This is a genomic window from Micromonospora sp. Utrum1, from assembly GCF_057197805.1.
In genome coordinates, this window is record NZ_CM170071.1 from 1,358,720 (window position 1) to 1,376,318 (window position 17,599).

General features: G+C 69.1%; 13 protein-coding genes and 2 pseudogenes. 8 read left to right on the forward strand and 7 right to left on the reverse strand.

The window, feature by feature from the left end; translation table 11 throughout:
* Positions 1–192 precede the first annotated feature (192 nt).
* The 3 genes from AC0OLQ_RS06775 to AC0OLQ_RS06785 all read left to right on the forward strand — a co-directional run bounded on the left by AC0OLQ_RS06775 (position 193) and on the right by AC0OLQ_RS06785 (position 3,701).
* Positions 193–912, forward strand: coding sequence for a vWA domain-containing protein (locus AC0OLQ_RS06775; protein ID WP_484530637.1), 720 nt, complete (start codon positions 193–195; stop codon positions 910–912).
* Positions 913–1,677: 765 nt separating this feature from the next.
* Positions 1,678–2,547 carry a protein phosphatase 2C domain-containing protein gene (locus tag AC0OLQ_RS06780; RefSeq protein WP_484530638.1) on the forward strand — a complete coding sequence of 290 codons (870 nt, stop codon included), beginning with the start codon at positions 1,678–1,680 and terminating at the stop codon, positions 2,545–2,547.
* Positions 2,544–3,701, forward strand: coding sequence for a hypothetical protein (locus tag AC0OLQ_RS06785; protein WP_484530639.1), 1,158 nt, complete (start codon positions 2,544–2,546; stop codon positions 3,699–3,701). Before AC0OLQ_RS06780 ends, AC0OLQ_RS06785 begins: the two co-directional genes overlap by 4 nt.
* Here AC0OLQ_RS06785 and AC0OLQ_RS06790 read toward each other — a convergent pair.
* Both AC0OLQ_RS06790 and AC0OLQ_RS06795 read right to left on the reverse strand, forming a co-directional pair.
* A complete protein-coding gene (locus tag AC0OLQ_RS06790; protein WP_484530640.1) occupies positions 3,675–5,381 on the reverse strand; it encodes a DUF4407 domain-containing protein in 1,707 nt (568 codons plus the stop codon). The two genes, AC0OLQ_RS06785 and AC0OLQ_RS06790, sit on opposite strands and share 27 nt — an antisense overlap.
* On the reverse strand, positions 5,372–7,435 hold the full coding sequence (locus tag AC0OLQ_RS06795; protein ID WP_484530641.1) for a hypothetical protein: 2,064 nt from the start codon (positions 7,433–7,435) through the stop codon (positions 5,372–5,374). Before AC0OLQ_RS06795 ends, AC0OLQ_RS06790 begins: the two co-directional genes overlap by 10 nt.
* Positions 7,436–7,848: 413 nt before the next feature.
* On the opposite strand from AC0OLQ_RS06795, the gene AC0OLQ_RS06800 reads away from it, so the two are divergent.
* Together AC0OLQ_RS06800 and AC0OLQ_RS06805 are read left to right on the forward strand one after the other, a co-directional pair.
* A protein-coding gene (locus tag AC0OLQ_RS06800) for an IS3 family transposase (protein ID WP_484532290.1) occupies positions 7,849–9,272 on the forward strand; the annotation gives its coding sequence in 2 pieces (ribosomal slippage) (positions 7,849–8,200 and positions 8,200–9,272; 1,425 coding nt in all).
* Between the two features lie 62 nt (positions 9,273–9,334).
* A pseudogene (locus AC0OLQ_RS06805) lies at positions 9,335–9,788 on the forward strand (IS5 family transposase); the annotation flags it as partial.
* A 22-nt stretch (positions 9,789–9,810) separates the two neighbouring features.
* Here AC0OLQ_RS06805 and AC0OLQ_RS06810 read toward each other — a convergent pair.
* The 3 genes and pseudogenes from AC0OLQ_RS06810 to AC0OLQ_RS06820 all read right to left on the reverse strand — a co-directional run bounded on the left by AC0OLQ_RS06810 (position 9,811) and on the right by AC0OLQ_RS06820 (position 12,505).
* A pseudogene (locus tag AC0OLQ_RS06810) lies at positions 9,811–10,675 on the reverse strand (IS5 family transposase).
* Between the two features lie 85 nt (positions 10,676–10,760).
* Positions 10,761–11,258, reverse strand: coding sequence for a flavoprotein (locus AC0OLQ_RS06815; protein ID WP_484530642.1), 498 nt, complete (start codon positions 11,256–11,258; stop codon positions 10,761–10,763).
* Between the two features lie 11 nt (positions 11,259–11,269).
* Positions 11,270–12,505, reverse strand: coding sequence for a helix-turn-helix transcriptional regulator (locus tag AC0OLQ_RS06820; protein WP_484530643.1), 1,236 nt, complete (start codon positions 12,503–12,505; stop codon positions 11,270–11,272).
* A gap of 247 nt (positions 12,506–12,752) precedes the next feature.
* Here AC0OLQ_RS06820 and AC0OLQ_RS06825 point away from each other — a divergent pair, with 247 nt between their 5' ends.
* Genes AC0OLQ_RS06825 through AC0OLQ_RS06835 form a run of 3 tightly spaced genes read left to right on the forward strand, consistent with a single transcriptional unit; the run spans position 12,753 to position 14,379 of the window.
* A complete protein-coding gene (locus AC0OLQ_RS06825; protein ID WP_484530644.1) occupies positions 12,753–12,974 on the forward strand; it encodes a hypothetical protein in 222 nt (73 codons plus the stop codon).
* A complete protein-coding gene (locus tag AC0OLQ_RS06830; RefSeq protein WP_484530645.1) occupies positions 12,971–14,128 on the forward strand; it encodes an FAD-binding oxidoreductase in 1,158 nt (385 codons plus the stop codon). The genes AC0OLQ_RS06825 and AC0OLQ_RS06830 overlap by 4 nt, the downstream gene beginning before the upstream one ends.
* Positions 14,125–14,379, forward strand: a complete 255-nt coding sequence (locus AC0OLQ_RS06835; RefSeq protein WP_484530646.1) for a DivIVA domain-containing protein — start codon at positions 14,125–14,127, stop codon at positions 14,377–14,379. The genes AC0OLQ_RS06830 and AC0OLQ_RS06835 overlap by 4 nt, the downstream gene beginning before the upstream one ends.
* A 126-nt stretch (positions 14,380–14,505) precedes the next feature.
* On the opposite strand, the gene AC0OLQ_RS06840 is transcribed toward AC0OLQ_RS06835, so the two are convergent.
* On the reverse strand, positions 14,506–15,444 hold the full coding sequence (locus AC0OLQ_RS06840; RefSeq protein WP_484530647.1) for a replication-relaxation family protein: 939 nt from the start codon (positions 15,442–15,444) through the stop codon (positions 14,506–14,508).
* A gap of 453 nt (positions 15,445–15,897) precedes the next feature.
* The gene (locus AC0OLQ_RS06845; RefSeq protein WP_484530648.1) at positions 15,898–16,770 is read right to left on the reverse strand and encodes a DUF2637 domain-containing protein; all 873 of its coding nucleotides are present in this window, start codon (positions 16,768–16,770) and stop codon (positions 15,898–15,900) included.
* Positions 16,771–17,599: the final 829 nt, after the last annotated feature.

Sequence of the window (17,599 nt, forward strand, 5' to 3'; positions counted from 1 at the left end):
GTAGAGATCGTCCATTTCGGATCGCCTGAGCTGGTAGGGGCGGCTGGTAGCCGATACGCTGTGCGACATTCGGATCGTGTCGATATGCCCCCGACTCCTGAAGCGGCCCGGAGCCGCATACTCCCCAGCGATCCCTCTCCCGGAAGCCCTTTCCGGGCGCCCTTGCCTTCCATGAGCCGAGCAGGAGAACACATGGCTGATTCCCGCGGCAGCACCGACGACAAGGTCCTTGCCCTGGCCTTCTATTTGCTGGTCGACGTCTCGTTTTCGATGCAGGGGGCCCCGCTCGACGCGGCCAACCTGATCCTGCCCGAGGTCGTCGACGCCATCGAGGAAAGCCCCACCCTGGGAGACGTTGTGCGGTTCGGTGCGCTCGACTTCGCGGACGACGCCCGCACCGTCCTTCCGCTTGGCGACCTCCGTGACGTGAAGAACATTCCGCAGTTCGTCCCGCGTGGCGGAACCTCCTACGCCGCCGCGTTCCGGCAGCTCAGGAAGGACATCGAGCGCGACCTGGCGCAGATGAAGAAGGATGGGTACAAGGTCTACCGGCCTGCGGTCTTCTTCATCACCGACGGCGAGCCCATCGACGACAGGAACAGCGTCCAAGCCGCTTACGCGGACCTCACCGATCCGGGCTTCCGCGGACGGCCCAACATCATTCCGTTCGGCGTGACCCCGTCCATGGAGAAAGCGGTGCTCGATCCGTGGGTCTTCCCGAAGCCGGAAGACAGCGGCAAACCGATGCGCAGCTACATCTACAAGGGCGCCGGCGATGCCGCTACGGCCATCAAACAAATCACCGAGGTGCTGATCAGCAGCATCGTGGCGTCGGCCAACTCGGTCAACGACGCGGGTGCCGCCGGCGGATTCGTACCGCCGGACGACGACGACCTCGGCGACTGGATCTAGACAGTATCGGAGCGGAGGGCTGGTATGTGGGGCCCCAATCGCGACCAGGAGCAGAAGGCGGTCGAGGAGGAGGAGAAGATCGGAGGCCGGGCGCCCGTGCCCACTCTCCCCGCCCGTGGACAGAACGGCGCCGACGACCGCGACGACGCTGGCTCCCGACATCTGGTGCCGGCCGAGTCGCCTTGGGGCTCACCGCCGGCATCGAGTCCCCGCGGCCAGGCATCCGTCCCCCAAAGGGGGAGTCAACCGGGAGCAGGGGACCGCAGCGTGTGCCCGGAGCTGCCTGCCGATCGCGAGTCGTTGGGCCCCCTGGCCGCCGCTGACCGCGACGGCCCGGCCGCGCCCGTGGTGAGCCGCGAGTACCGGGCCGCCTTGTCGGGGCCCGCCGAAGGCCAGCCTCCGATCGCGCAGGCCCTCGGGTCTGCCGCGAGCGTCCGGGACAGGGGCGTCGGAGCGTCCGAGCGCCTAGACGACCCGACGGTGGTGGAGCCGTTCGGGCCGGGGCATCCGCGTTCTCCGCAGGCCCGGGCCGAGCAGGCACTGCCGCAGCCACCCACAGCGAATCAGGCGGACCATGACCTAGGCGCGCCCCGAGGCGGCCAGGCGGTTCGGGACGCCTCCCCGGAGCAGCCGCCTGCGGAGACCGGCCGGCAGCGGCCCTGGTCAAGGCACCCGAACGACCGGTGGATCGTCGGGGACGAGGGACGCCAGCCGGCTGTACGGGCTCGCGTACCGCACAGCTTCCGCTCCCCACCGCCCGACACCGTGATCGACGGAGCCGACATCGGCTCCATTACGTACCGGGCGGCGTCCGTTCGCGGGCTGAGCCATCAAGAGCGGGGCGAGCCGCGACAAGACGCATACGTCGTCCGGTTCACCCGGGACCTGCACTGGCTGGTCGGGTGCATCGCCGATGGCGTCTCCTCCGCCAAACGGTCGCACGAGGCTGCGGCGGCGGTCTGCGACCGTATCACCGACATCCTCGTGGACCATTTGATCCAGGACCCGCCACGGGACTCGCGCGACTGGGCTCAGGAGGCCAAGGCCCCACCGTGGGATCGGGCGGTCGGAGCGGCGAACGGCGCGGTCGCCGACCTTGCCCGTCCCTACCTGGCCAAGGTCGCCAGGCGTCGCGGCGATCCGGACGACCCGGAGACAGCGGAAACGCCAGTGCCACACGCGCACGCCCGGTCGATCATGTCCGCTACGGCCTTGGCTTTCGCGGTGGCGACCGAGCCTTCGCCGGACGGCACGTACCGGGCCCTGCTGGCGAACGTCGCTGGCGACTCCACTGCCTTCCTGCTGGAACGGGATCTCTGGACGCCGCTCACCCAGATCAAGAACGAGGGCGAGGACATCTTCTCCAGCACCGTGAAGTCCCTGCCCGACGATGCGCAGGTCGTACCCAAACCGCTCCGCCTCAGGCCCGGACAAGCACTGATCATGATGACCGACGGTCTGGGTGACCCGCTCGGCGGGGCCACCGGTTCGGTGAGCAGGTTCCTCGGCGTGAACTGGCGTACGCCCCCCGACCTGCTGGCGTTCGCGCAGCACCTGGCCTTCTACCGCAAGACCTTCACCGACGATCGAACCGCCGTCGCGATCTGGCCCGGACCCGCCCGGAGGACCCGATGACCGCCCCCCTGGAGATGACCGTCGGGCAACTGGGCCAGATCCAGCAGCTGGCGCGTGGCGGCACCGCCACCATCTACCTGGTACCAGACCTGCGACTGCCCGGATTCGCCGGCGTGCGCTTCGTGTACAAGAAGTACAACGAGGCCACCAAGCGCGCCGCGGGCCCGTCGCTGACAACCGGCCTGTCGAACTTCGTCCGGTTCCGGGACCGGCTACCCAGCACTCAGCGGGATGCCTGGGACGCCCGCATCATCTGGCCGGTTTCGGTGGTGTTGGACGAGAACGACGCAGCCGACGGCGTCATCATGCGGCTCATCCCCGACCAGTACTTCCACGACTTCACGAAGCGCGCCGGCGGGGTGAACCGGAAGCCACGCGAGATCGAGACGCTCTTCGGAGACGACGAGACGGCGCTGCGGAAGGGGCTCACCAAGGTTGACCTGACCACCCGAATCCGGCTGATCAGGGCAATCGCCGCGGCGTACGGGATGATGCACAAGGAGAACGTCGTGATCGGCGACATCTCCGGCCGTAACATCATCTACGACCCCGACCCGGCCCGCCCGACCATCATGGTGGTGGACGTCGACAGCGCCCGGATCAGGGGCAACCGGGCCGTGTTCGGGATGCAGCCCCACACGCCGAACTGGCAGCCGCCGGAGGCACTCGCGGCGAGCGCCGCGTTGATGCGGGGATCCAAGAGCAATCCGCCGATGCCGGACGACGACCGGGACCGGCTACGCAACCGATGGTCGATCCAGAGCACGCAGACGGACGTCTACAAGTTCGCCCTGATGGTCGTCCGGATCCTGGACAACGGACGCGGTGGCGCTGTCAATCGTGACCCGCACAAGGCGCGCCGGATCTTAAAGGCGCAGGCAGGCGATGAGGCCGCAGACCTATTGGACGCTAGCCTGGCCGAGAAGGAGAAGCAGCGGCCGACGATGCGGCAGTGGTATGACCTACTCCAGCAGCGCCGGGCCGGGCGGCACAGCGGACCTGTGCCGCCGCGGCCCCGGCCGCAGACGGCTGGACCGACCGGGGCCCAGCCGAACAACCAGTACCTGGCCAACGGACACCGCGTCGGCAAGTGGCAGTGGGTCGAGGGGCAGGGCTGGGTCCGCCACTCACTCGGAGGGCGTCCGCGCCCGTAGCGCGCTACGGGCGCGGGAAAGCCTGTCCCGGGCGCGCTCCCTGAGCCGCCGGGCGGAGAGGGGGGTATCCGCGGCGGGCGTCCGGCCGTTCCCGGAAACCGTCCACGTCTCCTCCGGCTCCGCCGGCTGCTGGTCCTGACGCCCACCCGGGATTGCCCCGCCCGGGTGCTGACCGGTCCAACTGCCGTTCGTTCGGCCACCGTTGCCGTCCAATGGCGCGGCCTGCGCGGCATCGTGCGGGGGCCAGGCCGATGTCCCACGGGGAGAGCGGTAGATGGCAGCTTGACTGACGCCAGCGTCCGGCGGTCCCGGCAACGAGTGTGACAGGTCCGACGTCGCTTCCTCCAACTCGGACGGTGACTGGACATGCGCATGCTGTGGAAGGGAGGGCGCGCCGGACGACGGGGCCTGCTGCAGCCACCTCCGCAGGTCGTCGTCAGCCTGCTCGATCGCGAACTGCTGCCACGCCGCGAGAACCTTCGTCATCACCGCGCTCTGCGCGTCGACGACGATTTGGTTGCTGGCGATCGCCGCGTCCGCCGTTCGCTGCAGCCGGTCCTGCTCGGCCTTCAACTCCATGGCCCGCCGCTCCCGGTCCAGTTGCAGCAAGTGGTCGCTGTGCTCCCTAGCCACCTTGTCGTAGTCCGTCTCCGGCCCGACGAGCTGCAGCACCTTCATCAGCACGGGCAGCAGCTCCAGCGCCAGGAACAGCAGGAACAGCGTGAGGTGCGCGGTGCGCAGGGCGGGCCGGTCGGCGGAGAGCTCGTCGAGGGCCTCCAGTCGTGCCAACAGACCGGTGTCCTTCTTCGAGTCCGCCTCGTGGGCCTTCTTGTCCGTCTCGAGTTGGGCTTTCAGGTCGGCCAGGCGCGTCCGGTTCTGCTCCAGCCGGACGCGAGCCGCAGCCACGGTCTCAGTCTGCGCCTTCTGCTGGGCGGCCTGCGCGGTCGCCCGGGCCGCGTTCAGCCGGCTGAGGGCCTCGTCGCGGGCGCGTTTCGCCTCGTCCTGGATCCGCACCTTCTCGTTGAAGGCAATGCCGGCACCCGGCCTGCCGGAGCCGCACCTGCCCTCCTTCTCGCAGACCACGTCCTTCTGCGCCTGCTCGAACCGAGCCTGCGCCGCGTCGTACTGCTCGCGCACCTCGAGCACTGCCGGATCCGTCTCGACGTTGATGGCAAGGCCATCGGCGGCGATCTTTTCGTCGTCCGCGACGCTCTTCTCCAAGGCCGGTATCGACGCGTAGTCTGGGTTGTTCGCGGTGTTTCGGTTGTACTCGGCGATCCGCTTCGCGTGGAGGACGCTGAGCTCCGTCTTGATCTCCGGCCCGAATATCTGCAACACCATCGGCGTGGAGATAACCGCGCCCAGCACGAGCGCCAGCATGAATCGGGGCACTGCCATGGCGGCGGTCCTCCACTTGCTCTTCTGCCGCATCATCTGCACGACCAGGAGCCGGTCCAGGTTGAAGATGATGAAGCCCCAGACCACACCGACCAACACGGCCACCGCGACGGGCGTGCGCATCGCCATGTGCACGGCCATGGCGGCGGACGCGGCGGCCACCGTGGCGGTCGACACGATGACGCCGCCCATGGCCGCGTACCGCATCTCGTCCGCCGGTGTGGTCTGCAACAGGCTCCGCTGACCGCCGGCGACGGCCGCCAGTGCTCGCTTCAGCCCCATAGCTTCCTCAACCATCTCGGCCGTCGATGTTCCGGCCGCTCAGGGCGCGCGGTGAACCAGCGCGTCAAATTGATCGGAAAAGTGGCATTCTGTATCACGGCGTGGATCGAGCGCCGATGACGGAACAACGCCGAGGCTGCCCGCCGCTCGGCAGCCTCCGGCGCGGCCGGATCGAACGGTACGAGCGGCGGAAACGCCCGGGCCGGGTCGACGCGCAACCGGCTCTGGACCCGGTCGAGCAGGCCCCGTAGCTCGTCGGCGCGCCAGACCTCCGGGTCCACCGGCGGAGCCGGCACCGGCAGTTCGGCGAGCCGGGGCAGCTCGAAGGCATGCACCCAGACCGTCCGGGCCGTATCGTCACCCAGCTGATTCGTCGCCGTAACCTCGAAGCAGCCGGGGCGGGTGGCGATGAGCTGGGCGCACCCGTCGTCCAGATCGCCGGGACCGGCCGAGCAGCTGGTCCCGTCCGGTCCGGTGATCATCACCATGTCGGCGTATCGACTACGCCACCGCACGGTGACCGGCGATCCAACCGGCACGGCTATCGGGCCGGCTTGGACCTGCTCGAGTACCGGCGGCCCCTGCAACTCCACGGCGCGAACGGCCAGGAAGTCCCGCCACTCGCCGGCGCGCGGCAGCTGGTCGGGGACGTTAGATCGAGCCCGTCGCAACAGGGCCTGCCCCGTGGCGTCGAGGACCGGCGAGTCCTGTCCGGACCCGGTGGCGGGTTGGGTGAGGCAGCGGTCGACGAAGCGCGCGAGCCAGGTCAGGTCGGGCACCTGCCAGTGCGGGACCGCAGGATCGCGCAGGCGGACCGCGTCGCAGTCAGCGAGCAACACCGCGGGTGCGGGACGCACGGTGTAGAGCGCCGACTCCAGCGCTCCCTCGCCGAGGACTACCCCGTACGAGTGGGCGAGGTCGACCGCGTCCGCCAAGGCGGCGCAGAGCCGTGCCCGCAGGACGCCGTCGGCGGCGGGTACATCGTCCGGCTGCGCCGGCGGCGCCGTCCCGTCCAGGTGCAGCGCGCTCATCACCCGGGGCACCCGCTCGCCGTCCTCGTCGTCGACGAACAGCGGTCGAACGTCGGGAGCCACGAACCCGACGGGAGTCACCGGGTCGTCGCCCACGACGAGCCGCAGCGGCCAGAGCATTCGGTCCGCGAGGTGGTCGATGCGGCCGGGCAGTACCGGGCTGTTTCGCAGGGACACCAGGTTCAGCAGCGGCGCGAACGGGTGGTCGTCGGCATTCTCGATACTACGGAACCTGCGGTAGACGAGCGGCTCCAGGGACTGCATGGCGGTCGCCGCGACGATCTCGACGAGGTCGCTTTCCGCAGTCGTTCCGTAGTACCCACCCAGGGTGAGGTCGCGGTCCGCGACGACCCATTGGGCGTACCGCAGGCGGGAGACACCGTGCGCCACCGACTGCCGGACCGTCGCCGCCACCGTGCGCGCCACCGCCGCGACATCCTCGGGGGACCGCAGTGCCTCGACTGCCACATTGTCGTGGCCGCCGGCCAGCTCGTTCAGGAAGCCGTCGTCGGTCGGCCGGAGATTGATGAACAGTACGCTCGGCGACCAGTCCTGCTCCTCGTCGTTACGCAGACTCCTCGTGAGCAGCGCATCGAGCGCCGCCGCCCGATCCGCGGGCGTGTCGAGGGAGGTGTTGGAGGTGAGTACGGCGACGATCGGGGAGTGCACCTCGGCCACGTCGGCCTCCAGCTGCGCCATGTCGCTGCCCATTCGCCGACGCAGCGCGCGGAGCGCGGTGGCGATTTCGGGCTCCTCGATGGTGGTGGTGAGCTGCGGCACGCGGGTGGCCTGGTACATCTGCTGCAGCTGCATCAGGGTCATGGTCTGCTCGGCGTTGTCGTAGAGCTCGATGCCCCAGCGCACGGAATAGGCTAGGAGGGTGTCCTGGGTGATCTCGTGGGCGAGGTGCCCGAACAGTAGGTCCGCCAACATCCGGTGGTGGTCCTGCATCCGTACGGAGGCGTCGCAGAGCAGGTACAGCGGCTGAAGTGTTTCCTGTGCGGTTCCTTGAATCACCAACACCCCAGATATTCGAGCCTCTGACCCTCGTCGGCGATCTCGGGCGAAGCTCGATCTTTCCCGCCCGTGCGGCAGCGCCAACCCAGCGAGACTAAGCGACGGCTAGCACATGTCACAGTGGCCGGGTGGCCAGGGCGCGACTGTCTGGTTCGGACTTTGGGCATCTTCCGTACCGTCCAAGACTCGGCTGATTGGCCATCACGAGGTACGACAGGCTGGCCGCTCCGCTCAGCGCGCTGCCCTTGTCCGGGGGTGTGCGTAGGGCCGATAGGGGGAGCCTTCAGCTGCTCGGTGACAACGTTGGGCGCTTCCTGCCATCCATGCCCCCGCCGCCCTCTCTGTCAGGCTGATGTGAGACACCTGATCTACTCCGTGATCTGAGTAGAGGGCGAGAACCAGGATGATCTTCGTTGACGATGACAGTTGCTGACCTCGAGGTCGGCGTGACCGATGATGGGTCGATGGGTCCGAGGTCGAACCAGCCGAAGCGCCGCACGTTCACCGCCGAGTACAAGCTGGCGGTGGTCGCTGAGTACGACGCGGCGAGCGAGCCGGGCGCCAAGGGCGCCTTGCTGCGCCGGGAGGGGCTGTATTCCTCGCACATCATCGAGTGGCGCCGGGCCCGTGACGCGGGATCGTTGGCGGGGGTGGCGGACAAGCCGCGTAAGCCGGCACGTAGCGACGCCGATCGGGAAGCCGAGCGGCTGCGGGCGGAGAACGAGCGGCTGCGCGCCGAGCTGGCCAAGACCCGGGCCGCGCTGGATGTCGTGGGAAAAGCACACGCGCTCTTGGGGCTGATCTCCGAGAGCGCGGATGCCGATCCGCGGTCGAGCAGGTGATCGACGCCGCGTTCGTCGATCTGGCCGGGCTGACCTCGACCAAGCGGGCCTGCGCGCTGTTGGGCAAGTCGCGTGCCACCCACTACCGGCGGCAGCGACCACGACCAGCCGGGCCGCGGCTGCCTCGGCCGGCGCCGCCGAACAAGCTGTCGACGGCCGAACGCGCGACGGTGCTGGCGACGTTGAACCATGAATCGTTCGCGGACAAGTCGGTGGCGCAGGTGTGGGCGACGCTGCTGGACGAGGGCAGCTATCTGTGCAGCGAGTCGACGATGTATCGGATCCTGCGCGAGGCCGGCGGCGTGCGTGAACGGCGTCGGCAGGCCACGCACCCACCGCGGACCAGACCGGAGCTGATCGCCGATGGCCCGGGGCAGGTCTGGAGCTGGGACATCACCAAGCTGCACGGGCCAGTCCCAGGCGTCTACTACGACCTGTACGTCATTATCGACATCTACTCCCGCTACGTGCCCGGCTTCCTCGTCGCACCAAACGAGACCGGCGAGCTGGCCAAGACGTTCATCGCCGCAACGATCGCGGCGGCCGGGGCGGCGCCACGGGTGATCCACGCCGACCGGGGCACGTCGATGACGTCCAAGCCGGTCGCGCTGCTGCTGGCTGATCTCGGCGTCGTCCGCAGCCACAGCCGACCGAAGGTCAGCAACGACAACCCCTACAGCGAGGCCGCGTTCAAGACATTGAAGTACTGCCCAGCCTTTCCCGACCGGTTCGGCTCGATCGACGACGCCCGCGCATTCTGCGACCGGTTCTTCAGCTACTACAACCACGAACACCGCCACAGCGGTATCGGGCTACACACCCCCGCCTCGGTCCATCACGGCACCGCCGGCGAAGTCCAAGCCATGCGCGCCGAGGTCCTCGCCGCCGCCCACGCCCGCCACCCACACCGATTCCGGCAGCCTCCCCAGCCGCCCAGGCTGCCCACCGCGGTCTGGATCAACCGACCCGCACTACAACCAGCCGAACAACAGAAGAACTAAAACGATCTTGTCTCATTGATCTTGACAGGTTCCGCCGTGCGCGGCCGCCGACGTGGCCCATTAGCGGGCCGAGCCCTGTCGACCGCGCCCGCCCGGGCTCGAAGCACCACGTCCTGACCGAGGGCGCCGGCATCCCCCTGGCCGTGTCGCTCACCGGCGGAAACCGTCACGACGTCACCGAACTACTCCCGCTGATCGACAAGATCCCGCCCGTACGAGGCCGCCGCAGCCGGCCCCGCCAGCGCCCCGACCAGCTCTTCGGCGACCGCGTACGACCACGACAAGTACCGCAGGGCGGTACGCGTCAAGGGCATCCGCCCGCGCATCGCCCGCCGCAGCCAGCCCCACGGCTCAGGTCTGGGCATGTTCAGGTGGGTGGTCGAGCGAACGATCGCCTGGTACCACGGCATGAAACGGCTACGCATCCGCTGGGAACGCCCCGACGACATCCACGAAGCCTTCCTCGCCCTCGCCACCTGCATCATCACGTACCGACACGCCGTACGACTTTGTTAGGACCTCTAAGAGGGCGTCTTGATCAGGTGGGTGCTGGTGCGTCTGTTTCGGGTTGATCGTCACGCCAGGATGGCGTGGCTTCGTGGGTGAGGCGCCGGCTCATGTTGTCGATCATGGCCCAGTGGATGAGGGGGCGGGAATGCTCTGGTGACGTTTCGTAGTCGCGGACGAGTCGTCGGTGGAGCATGATCCAGCCGTTGGTGCGTTCGATCGCCCACCGCTTGGGTAGCGGCTGGAATCCCTTCTGGCCTGGAATTTTCGACACGACGTGCACGTCGATGCCGTGGGCGGCCCCGCGTTCGATGACCGTGTTGCGGTAGCCAGCGTCGACCCACACCGTGCTGACCTGACGGTGGGTGACGGCGAGGCGGTCGATGACATCACGGCCGGCGGCGGTGTCCGAGACGCTGGCTGCGGTAACGATGACGACCAGCAGCAGGCCGAGAACGTCGGTGGCCAGGTGCCGCTTTCGACCCTTGATCTTCTTGCCGGCGTCGATGCCCTGACTGGCTTCGGGCACGTTGCTGCTGGTCTTGACGCTTTGCGAGTCGACGATCGCCGCGGTGGGCTCGGCATCGCGGCCGGCTGCCTGTCGGGACTTTGCCGCGCAGCAGGTTGTGGATCTTCTCAGTGGTGCCGTCGGCGGCCCACCGGGTGAAGTAGGAGTGGACGGTCTTGTATGGAGGCAAGTCGTGGGGCAGGTACTCCCAGGCGATGCCGGTCCGGTTGACGTACAGGATCGCGTTGACGATTTCCCGCAGGTCGTGCACGGGTTGACGGATGCCCAGACCGCCCTGCGCGGCCCGCCACGCGGTCATGATCGGTTCGATCAGCGCCCACCGGGCGTCGGATAGATCGGTGCGATACGGGCGGCGAGGGCTCGGCATGTGTGGATCTTCGCGGGTTCCGCTTCCCGCATCCAGCACCGTATCCAACCAGCGTGTACTAGATCAGATCCGAACGAGATGCCCTCTAAGAGTCCAGAGGCCCCGCGCCGGACGGTCGGAGTCGATCCGCGATCATCTGCCAATTGGGAACGCCGGTCATCGGTGTTACTCGGACGCCGGCGTTCTCAAGCAGTCTCAGGTGCCGGTCGTAGCTTGGATGTGCGGCAAGTTGCGCCTTAACGGTTGGAAACGCGTACACCGGGATGCCAGCACCGAGCGTCTCGTTGAGAACGCCGAGGGCAAGCGAGTCGTTGGTCCCCTGAGCCCATTTGTTGATGACGTTGAACGTCGCCGGCACCGCGGCAACGACATCCGCAACGGGATGCGACTCCGGCTCACCCGGCATCCGCCACTCCACCCGTACCGGATACCCCGTCTGGCGCTCCAAGGCCTCCCGATCAATCCACGTGGCCGCTGTCGGCGTAGCGGTCACGCAGACGGCCCACCCGTCCGTCAGCAGCAGTTCAATCAGCTCACCGATCCGCAGCACCGGAGGAGCGGCACAGACCACCAGAGCCAGCACACCCCGATGAGTCATGCCAGCAGCCCAGCCCGCTCCGCCAGGGGCCGCAGCCCTGGCGTAGGCCGCCGTTCCTTGGCCAGCAGGTCCAGCAGCAGCGCTCGCGCCTGCACGTTGGTGTAAACCACCTCGGCGCCCATCCGCTCTGCCTCAAGAAGGTGCAGCACGGAGACTGATCGATCGCCGGAGGAGATGAACGCCGCTGCCGCCAAGTCGACGTGTACCTGGGCCCGCCGACCGACCAGCACCGCCGGCAACCGCGATGTGTCGAGCCGCGACCCGACCTCCAGCGCCTGGTCCGCATTGCCGGCTCGAACCGCAGCGGAGACCGCGTGGATGACGACATTCGTCGGACCAAACCCGGTCCACAGCCGGTTGCGATCTGAGCCGAGAACCGCCGCCAGGTCTCCGGCCTGCGCAAGGAACTGGCCCGTTTCCTTAGAGCTGCCCTGTCCAGCGGCCATCACGGCAGCCAGCAGTACCAACGCTCCCTGCGCGGACAGCAGGTCTGGGTCGTCAACGGCACCGAGGAGGTTAACGCTGGTGAGCACGATCTGTTCCGCGTCGCCCGCTCTCCCGGGGAGCCGCATGAGCCCGCATGCTGCCTGATAGGCGGCCACGGCTGCCAAGGCCTGGTCGTCCGCCAACCGGGCGGCGGTGGAAGCCCGATCGGCGGTCAGCAGGGCGGTGTCACCGTCACCGACCTTGGCTGCCAGCTTCGATGCCGCGATGTAGGCGGCAGCGAGCAGCCGAAAGGCGCTGCTGCGATGCAGTCCGCTGGCGTGGCCAGTCAGGGCTGTCGCCTGGCTGAGCACGTCCGGCAGCAGACGAGCGGCCGACGTGTAGCTCGCCCGCTGGTAGAGGTTGTGTACCCGGCCAACGCTCCGCCGCACGTCGGCAAGCGATGGCATCGGTCCGTCAGGCGCCGTCAGGTAGCTGGTGAGGAAGGTGCGGAGGCCGCTCAGCAGCTCCAGCCGTGCGGCGCCGGAGGCGGCACTACGAGCGTCATCTCCCATGGCCTGCCCTCGATGTGCTGCCACCGACACGTCAACAAGCATGTCGTCGAGCTGTTCGAGCGTAACTCCCAACGCGGAAGCGATCCGGGTTCGGTGCCACGGGTGTGGGTCTGTTTCGACGTTCTCCCAGCGCACCACGGTCGACCGTTCCACGCCGAGAAGTTCGGCCAGGCGCTCCTGGCTGTATCCAAGAGCCTTGCGTCGCTGACAGAGCCGGTGCCGCTTCAGGGCCACGCCCGATCTCCTTCCGCTCTGCCGCCACTGTAGTAACACCCCGTCGATCCGGGCGGGTACGCAGACGCCTCACTTCTGCGTCATTGAGGCTCCTCCGGCGCTGTAGTTCCGGCTCAGCACGAACACGAGGCTGATCGCATGGCCCGGGGCGGGTGCTGGGCTCCGGCCACGTCGTTCCCCCGTACGGCGGCCGTCCCCGCCCGTCCCGGCGCCACCCCACGCACCCCACCGCCGGAGGCGCCCACCGATGTCCGCCGTTCTCGCCGACTTTCCCGTGCTCACCCCGGTCACCGACGAGGACCTGGCCCTCGCCGCCCACGCGGTCCGCGTCCACGCCCCCGAGCCCTGGCCGCAGGGCCAGCTGTGCCGCAGCGAACGCGTCCCGTACCCGTGCCGCCTGGCCCGCTGGGTCCACGCCACCATCCATGCCGCCGGCCCCACCGAGGAGCAGCTCGGGGAGCCAGCGTGACGGAACAGGAGACGCCCGAGGCTGTCGCCCGCTGGCTCAGCCTCGTCGCGGCGGACGCGGAACTGTCCCCGTACCTGATCGGCGTGGACCGGGACCGCCTGACGGAGCAGGTGGCAAGAGCGTTGACCACCAACACCGAGCTGCCGTACCTCGGCTGGTCGGAGGCCGAGCGCCGGCGCGCGGAGAGCTACCTGCGGCGGCGCTCGTTCTGGGAGGAGGTCGAGGACCTCTGCCCGGGCCTGCTGCCGGAGCGGGACGCCCCGCTGATCGAGGCCACCCTGCGCCGGCTTACCGATCCCCCGGACGACCCCGAGAAGCTGGCGCTGCTGAGCGTCCTGGGCCGCGCGTACCGCCGATTCGGCCTGCGACCAGAGCATCAGACGGTCATCGACGACGCGCTACGGACCACCGTGCCTTGGCATGAGGTCGAGCTGGCAGCCACACAAGCAGGGGATGGCCCGGCCTGGTGGCCGGTCGAAGTGCTCGACCACGACCTGGCCTGCGACGGGGTGGCCGTCATCACGGTACGGCCGTGGCGGCGGCTGCCCCACCGGCCCGGCCAGGCGGTGCCGGTCTGCACGCCGCGCCGGCCCGGCCGGTGGCGCTGGCTGTGCCCGGCGAACGCGCCGCGCCCGGACGGCACCGTCGAGCTGCACGTCCGCGCGGTCCGCGGCGGCGCCGTCTCCACCAGCCTGGTCCATCAGGTACGCCCCGGCGAGCTGCTCCACCTCGGCCCGCCGACGGACACCGGGCTGAGCCTGCACGACGGGAATCTGCTGCTGATCGCCGGCGGCACCGGGCTGGCGCCGCTGCGCGCGATCGTCGAGCAGGTCGCCGCCGCCCCGGACGGCCGGCGCGTGACGCTGATCGCGGGCAGCCGTGACGTGGCGAGCCTGTACGACGCGATCACCCTCGATAAGCTCCAGCAGGCCCACGACTGGCTGACCGTGGTGCCGGCGTTCTCCCACGACCCCCTCGCCGAGCAGGGCGAGCGGGGCGACGCGCTGACCGTCGCTCTCGACCACCATCGTCCCGGCCAGCAGGTGTACGTGTGCGGGCCGCCGGTGATGTTGGCCGGGTCGCGGTTGCGGCTGCTCACCGCCCGGGTGCCCGGCGAGCGGATCCACCTGCCGGATCGGATCCCGTGGCGATGACCGTCTACCGCAGCCGGCACGCCCTGCGCGGCCCGCTCACCCCGGACCGGATCGCCGCGCTGCCGTTGCCGTTGACCCGACGAGGGCGGCGCGGCTACCAGGTCGACGAAGTCGATGCCCTGCTGCACCGCCTCGCCTTCGAGCTGCAGCGGCGTATTCGCGAGCGGGACGACGTGCGGGCGGAGAACCAGCGGATCAAGGGCGCCCTACGGGCGTGGCAGGCAGAGCAGCGGACGTACAAAGCTCCGTGACCTCAAGGCTGGCTCGCCGCTTGGTCGCAGGTGCCCGCCCGGCTTCCGGTCCTACCGCACCCGCCGCTACGAAATTGACGGTGTGAACAGCCCGGTCAACCGGGCTGCTCACACCGTCAAGGGCCATCAGGATTCTCGCCCGTGCGGCCCGGCCGCGGTGCGGGTAGGGAACTCCTGGTCGTGGTGGGTGTCGATGTAGGGCAGTTCGATGAGGCGGCGACGGCCGGCGCCGAGACCAACCAGGTGCCACACCTGCTCGGCGGGGCTCGCGCCGGTAGCGGCGCGTAGGTCGACGGCGGTGGTGGCGATGAACGCTCGTGGCGTGATGCCGGTGAGGCGCTGGTGCAGGTTCGCCTCACGTCGCGCCGACGGTAGGTGAAACAGGACCGGCCATGCCCAAGTGCTCATCGCGTACAAGCGTTCGTACTTGGCGATCTTCTCGGTGAGGATGTCGAGGCGCTCGCGGCCGGTGTCGTATTCGAGGAAGAACGGCACCGAACGATCCTGCTCGGTCCATACTCCGGCGCCGTCCGGGCGGGGGAGGCCGCTCGGACCGTGGACCATGATCTGTGGGTCCCCGCCTTTGCGGTAGAACACGCCCGGGTCGTGGAAGGCGGACGCGGGCTGCCAGCGGTCCAGACGGCTGTTGGGGTGGCTGCGGGCGCGGGCGGCCAGGTCGATGAAGACCTGGTTGCCGCCAAGCAGATGGGGCAGGTCCGGTCGTGACGTGAGGGATTGTTTGCGGCGGCGGGCCTGGTCCCGCCGTGGCGGGCCGAGTCCGCGTTGGGCGCGGACGTGTTCGTAGCCGAGCTGGTCCAGCAGGTAGTGGTACGGGTAGGAGCCACCGTCGGGTTTGTTGGGTCGGAACCGGTCCACGGCGCGAAGGACGGTGAGGCGGCGTAGCCGGCGTTGAGCGAAATCGAGGGACGGGAACAGGGCAGCGGCGATTTGGTCGGTGGTCAGCAGTCCGTGGTCGTAGAGCCAGCCGAGGAGGCGGTCGTCGCGGGCGGTGATGCTGGCCTGCAGGCGCAGCAGCGGATCCGGCGCGGGTAGCGGTTTACGCATGGGCGGCCCCTGGGGGGACACCCCACACATGAGGGTGTGTCGGGAACCGCTCGGGCTCGGTGAGAGCGGACCTGACCTGGGCTGTCAGGGAGTATCGGGGGTCAGTTTGGGGGTCGGTATCAAGGCGGACAGTGGAACGGGGATCGACACCGACACCGGCATGGCCGGTCACACCGCTGCGATCGTGGTGTGAGAGGGCGGGTGTCGCGGGTCGGTGACAGCGCTGGTGGCGCTGGTGGGGGTCGTTGAGCTGGGTCAGCATCCTCGTCGCTCCTTCAATGATCGGGGTGCGGGTGCAGGGGCAGTAGGTGCACTGGCGGCGGGCGCTGTGGCGGGCGGGGCGGTGTTCGCTGTGACAGGTCGGGTCAGGTTGTGTCAGGAGGCGGGCTTCCTGACAGGCGTTGGTCTGACCGGGGCGGTGTGCTCTGTCAGAAGTCGCCGGTTGTGGTTCTGTCACGCGGCCTCCCGACGTGACAGGTTCGGCGGGGCCGGGACCGGGGCCGGTGTGGTGGTCTCGGCGCGTAGGACGCGCACGAGTGCTGAGGCGGTGGCGTTGGACAGGTGGTGCCCGTCCGCGCGGAGTTGCCGGGCGAGTTCCTTGCGGGACAGGGGTGTCCCGTGGGTGGCGAGCGTGTGGGCGGCGGTCCGGGCGGCCGGGACCAGCGCGGTGAACTCCGGGCCGCGGTCCCGGACCGGCGGGTCGCTGTCGCGGCGGTCCCGGACCGGCGGGTCCTGGTCCGCCGTAGCCGGGACCGTGGTGGTGCAGTCCCGGACCGGGACAGTGGGCGTGGGGACCGGCAGCGGCGGTCCGGGGACCGGCCCGCAGGTGTCCGGGACGACGGCGTCCACGATCAGCGGCGGTCCTGGCTCGGTCCGCATCGGCCGGGCGGTCTGCTCGGCTGGGGCGGGGTCGGCACGGCCGAGGGCGATCTTCACCATCGTCAGGAAACCGAGCGCCGGCAACGCGGCGGCGACCCAGCCGATCAGCGACGCTTCCGCCTCCACGACCTGGGCGGCGAGGGACAGGAACACCGCCACTGTCAGCACGGTCGCCGGGAAGGCGACGCTCTTGCCCAGCCGCCGGTTGCGGCGCAATTCAAGACCGGCGGCGATAGAGGCCAGTTCCAGGACGACAGCGTCGGCCCAGGCGAGCCAGCCCGGCTGGCCGTGCGCCGCCGCGACGTCATGGACGTGACGGAAAGAGGCTGCGCCGGCCGCGCCGCCGATCAACAGCATGATCAGCACCTGGATCCGGTTCTCCAGCCGCTCCCGCCCCGACCGCACCTCGTTGGGCAGGTCAGGCGGCCGCTGCTCAAGTGGTGCCAACGGCCCACCACCTGTCGACACGTCGCCCGGGTAGAGCCTCGAATGGCGTTACCCTGGGCCGGCGAACCGAGAAGGCAGCCGCCAGCCTATTTGCGTTGATGACGGTTGAGATCATGTTCGTGCTCCAGCTTCGTCTGTAGGGGTTCACGGGCGATGAAGATGCCGGCGAGGTCGCGCCTGCCCACACAGAGCCAGTCCTCGGGCAGGCGCGACCGTGCCTGGGGATGCCCAATCAGGGCGCACCCCTTGTACGTGCAGAGGTCGGCAATACGTCACTACGGTCGAGGCAACGAACGATCCAGACCCTTGAAGGCAGGGCAGGTAGCCGGGCAGCAGGTGCCGCCACAACCCGAACTGCAGGCTGAGGTCAACCGGACGGACGCGGGGCAGGCGGCAAGCCGAGCCACAAGGGGCCAGGACTTTCGCCACCGGCAGCGCTCAACAAGCGCCACCGTGGCGCGGCTCAACTCGCCGACGACTGATCCTTCATGCGGGCCTCCCATCTCTCGACGTCCTCGACAGCGCCAGCGCGAACAACAGCAGGTGCCACGTCTTGACAGTGCCAGCGCGCCTCTTTGTGGCCGACCGCGCCAGCCGGCGGTGCGGGGACGTATATCGAGTACGCCCCGGGAACACCCGTCGAGTCAACCCCCGATTTCCGCGCAGCTCAGTCACCGAACCTTGAGGCACGGTCCGCGACGCCCCGGGGATCAGGTCCGTCGCCAACGGCGTTACGGCGACCTGCCCCTGACCAAGCGGCCGGGCTGGTCGGCACACCTACCCTGTCGGTCCGGCCGGCCCGGGCGGCAGGGTTTGGCGGCCGCATCGG

Bases quoted from the DNA above. Each gene is read 5' to 3' on its own strand.
- AC0OLQ_RS06785 (WP_484530639.1), top strand. From the start codon at position 2,544: ATGACCGCCCCCCTGGAGATGACCGTCGGGCAACTGGGCCAGATCCAG.
- AC0OLQ_RS06835 (WP_484530646.1), top strand. From the start codon at position 14,125: ATGACCGTCTACCGCAGCCGGCACGCCCTGCGCGGCCCGCTCACCCCG.
- AC0OLQ_RS06790 (WP_484530640.1), bottom strand. From the start codon at position 5,381: ATGGGGCTGAAGCGAGCACTGGCGGCCGTCGCCGGCGGTCAGCGGAGC.
- AC0OLQ_RS06775 (WP_484530637.1), top strand. From the start codon at position 193: ATGGCTGATTCCCGCGGCAGCACCGACGACAAGGTCCTTGCCCTGGCC.
- AC0OLQ_RS06840 (WP_484530647.1), bottom strand. From the start codon at position 15,444: ATGCGTAAACCGCTACCCGCGCCGGATCCGCTGCTGCGCCTGCAGGCC.
- AC0OLQ_RS06825 (WP_484530644.1), top strand. From the start codon at position 12,753: ATGTCCGCCGTTCTCGCCGACTTTCCCGTGCTCACCCCGGTCACCGAC.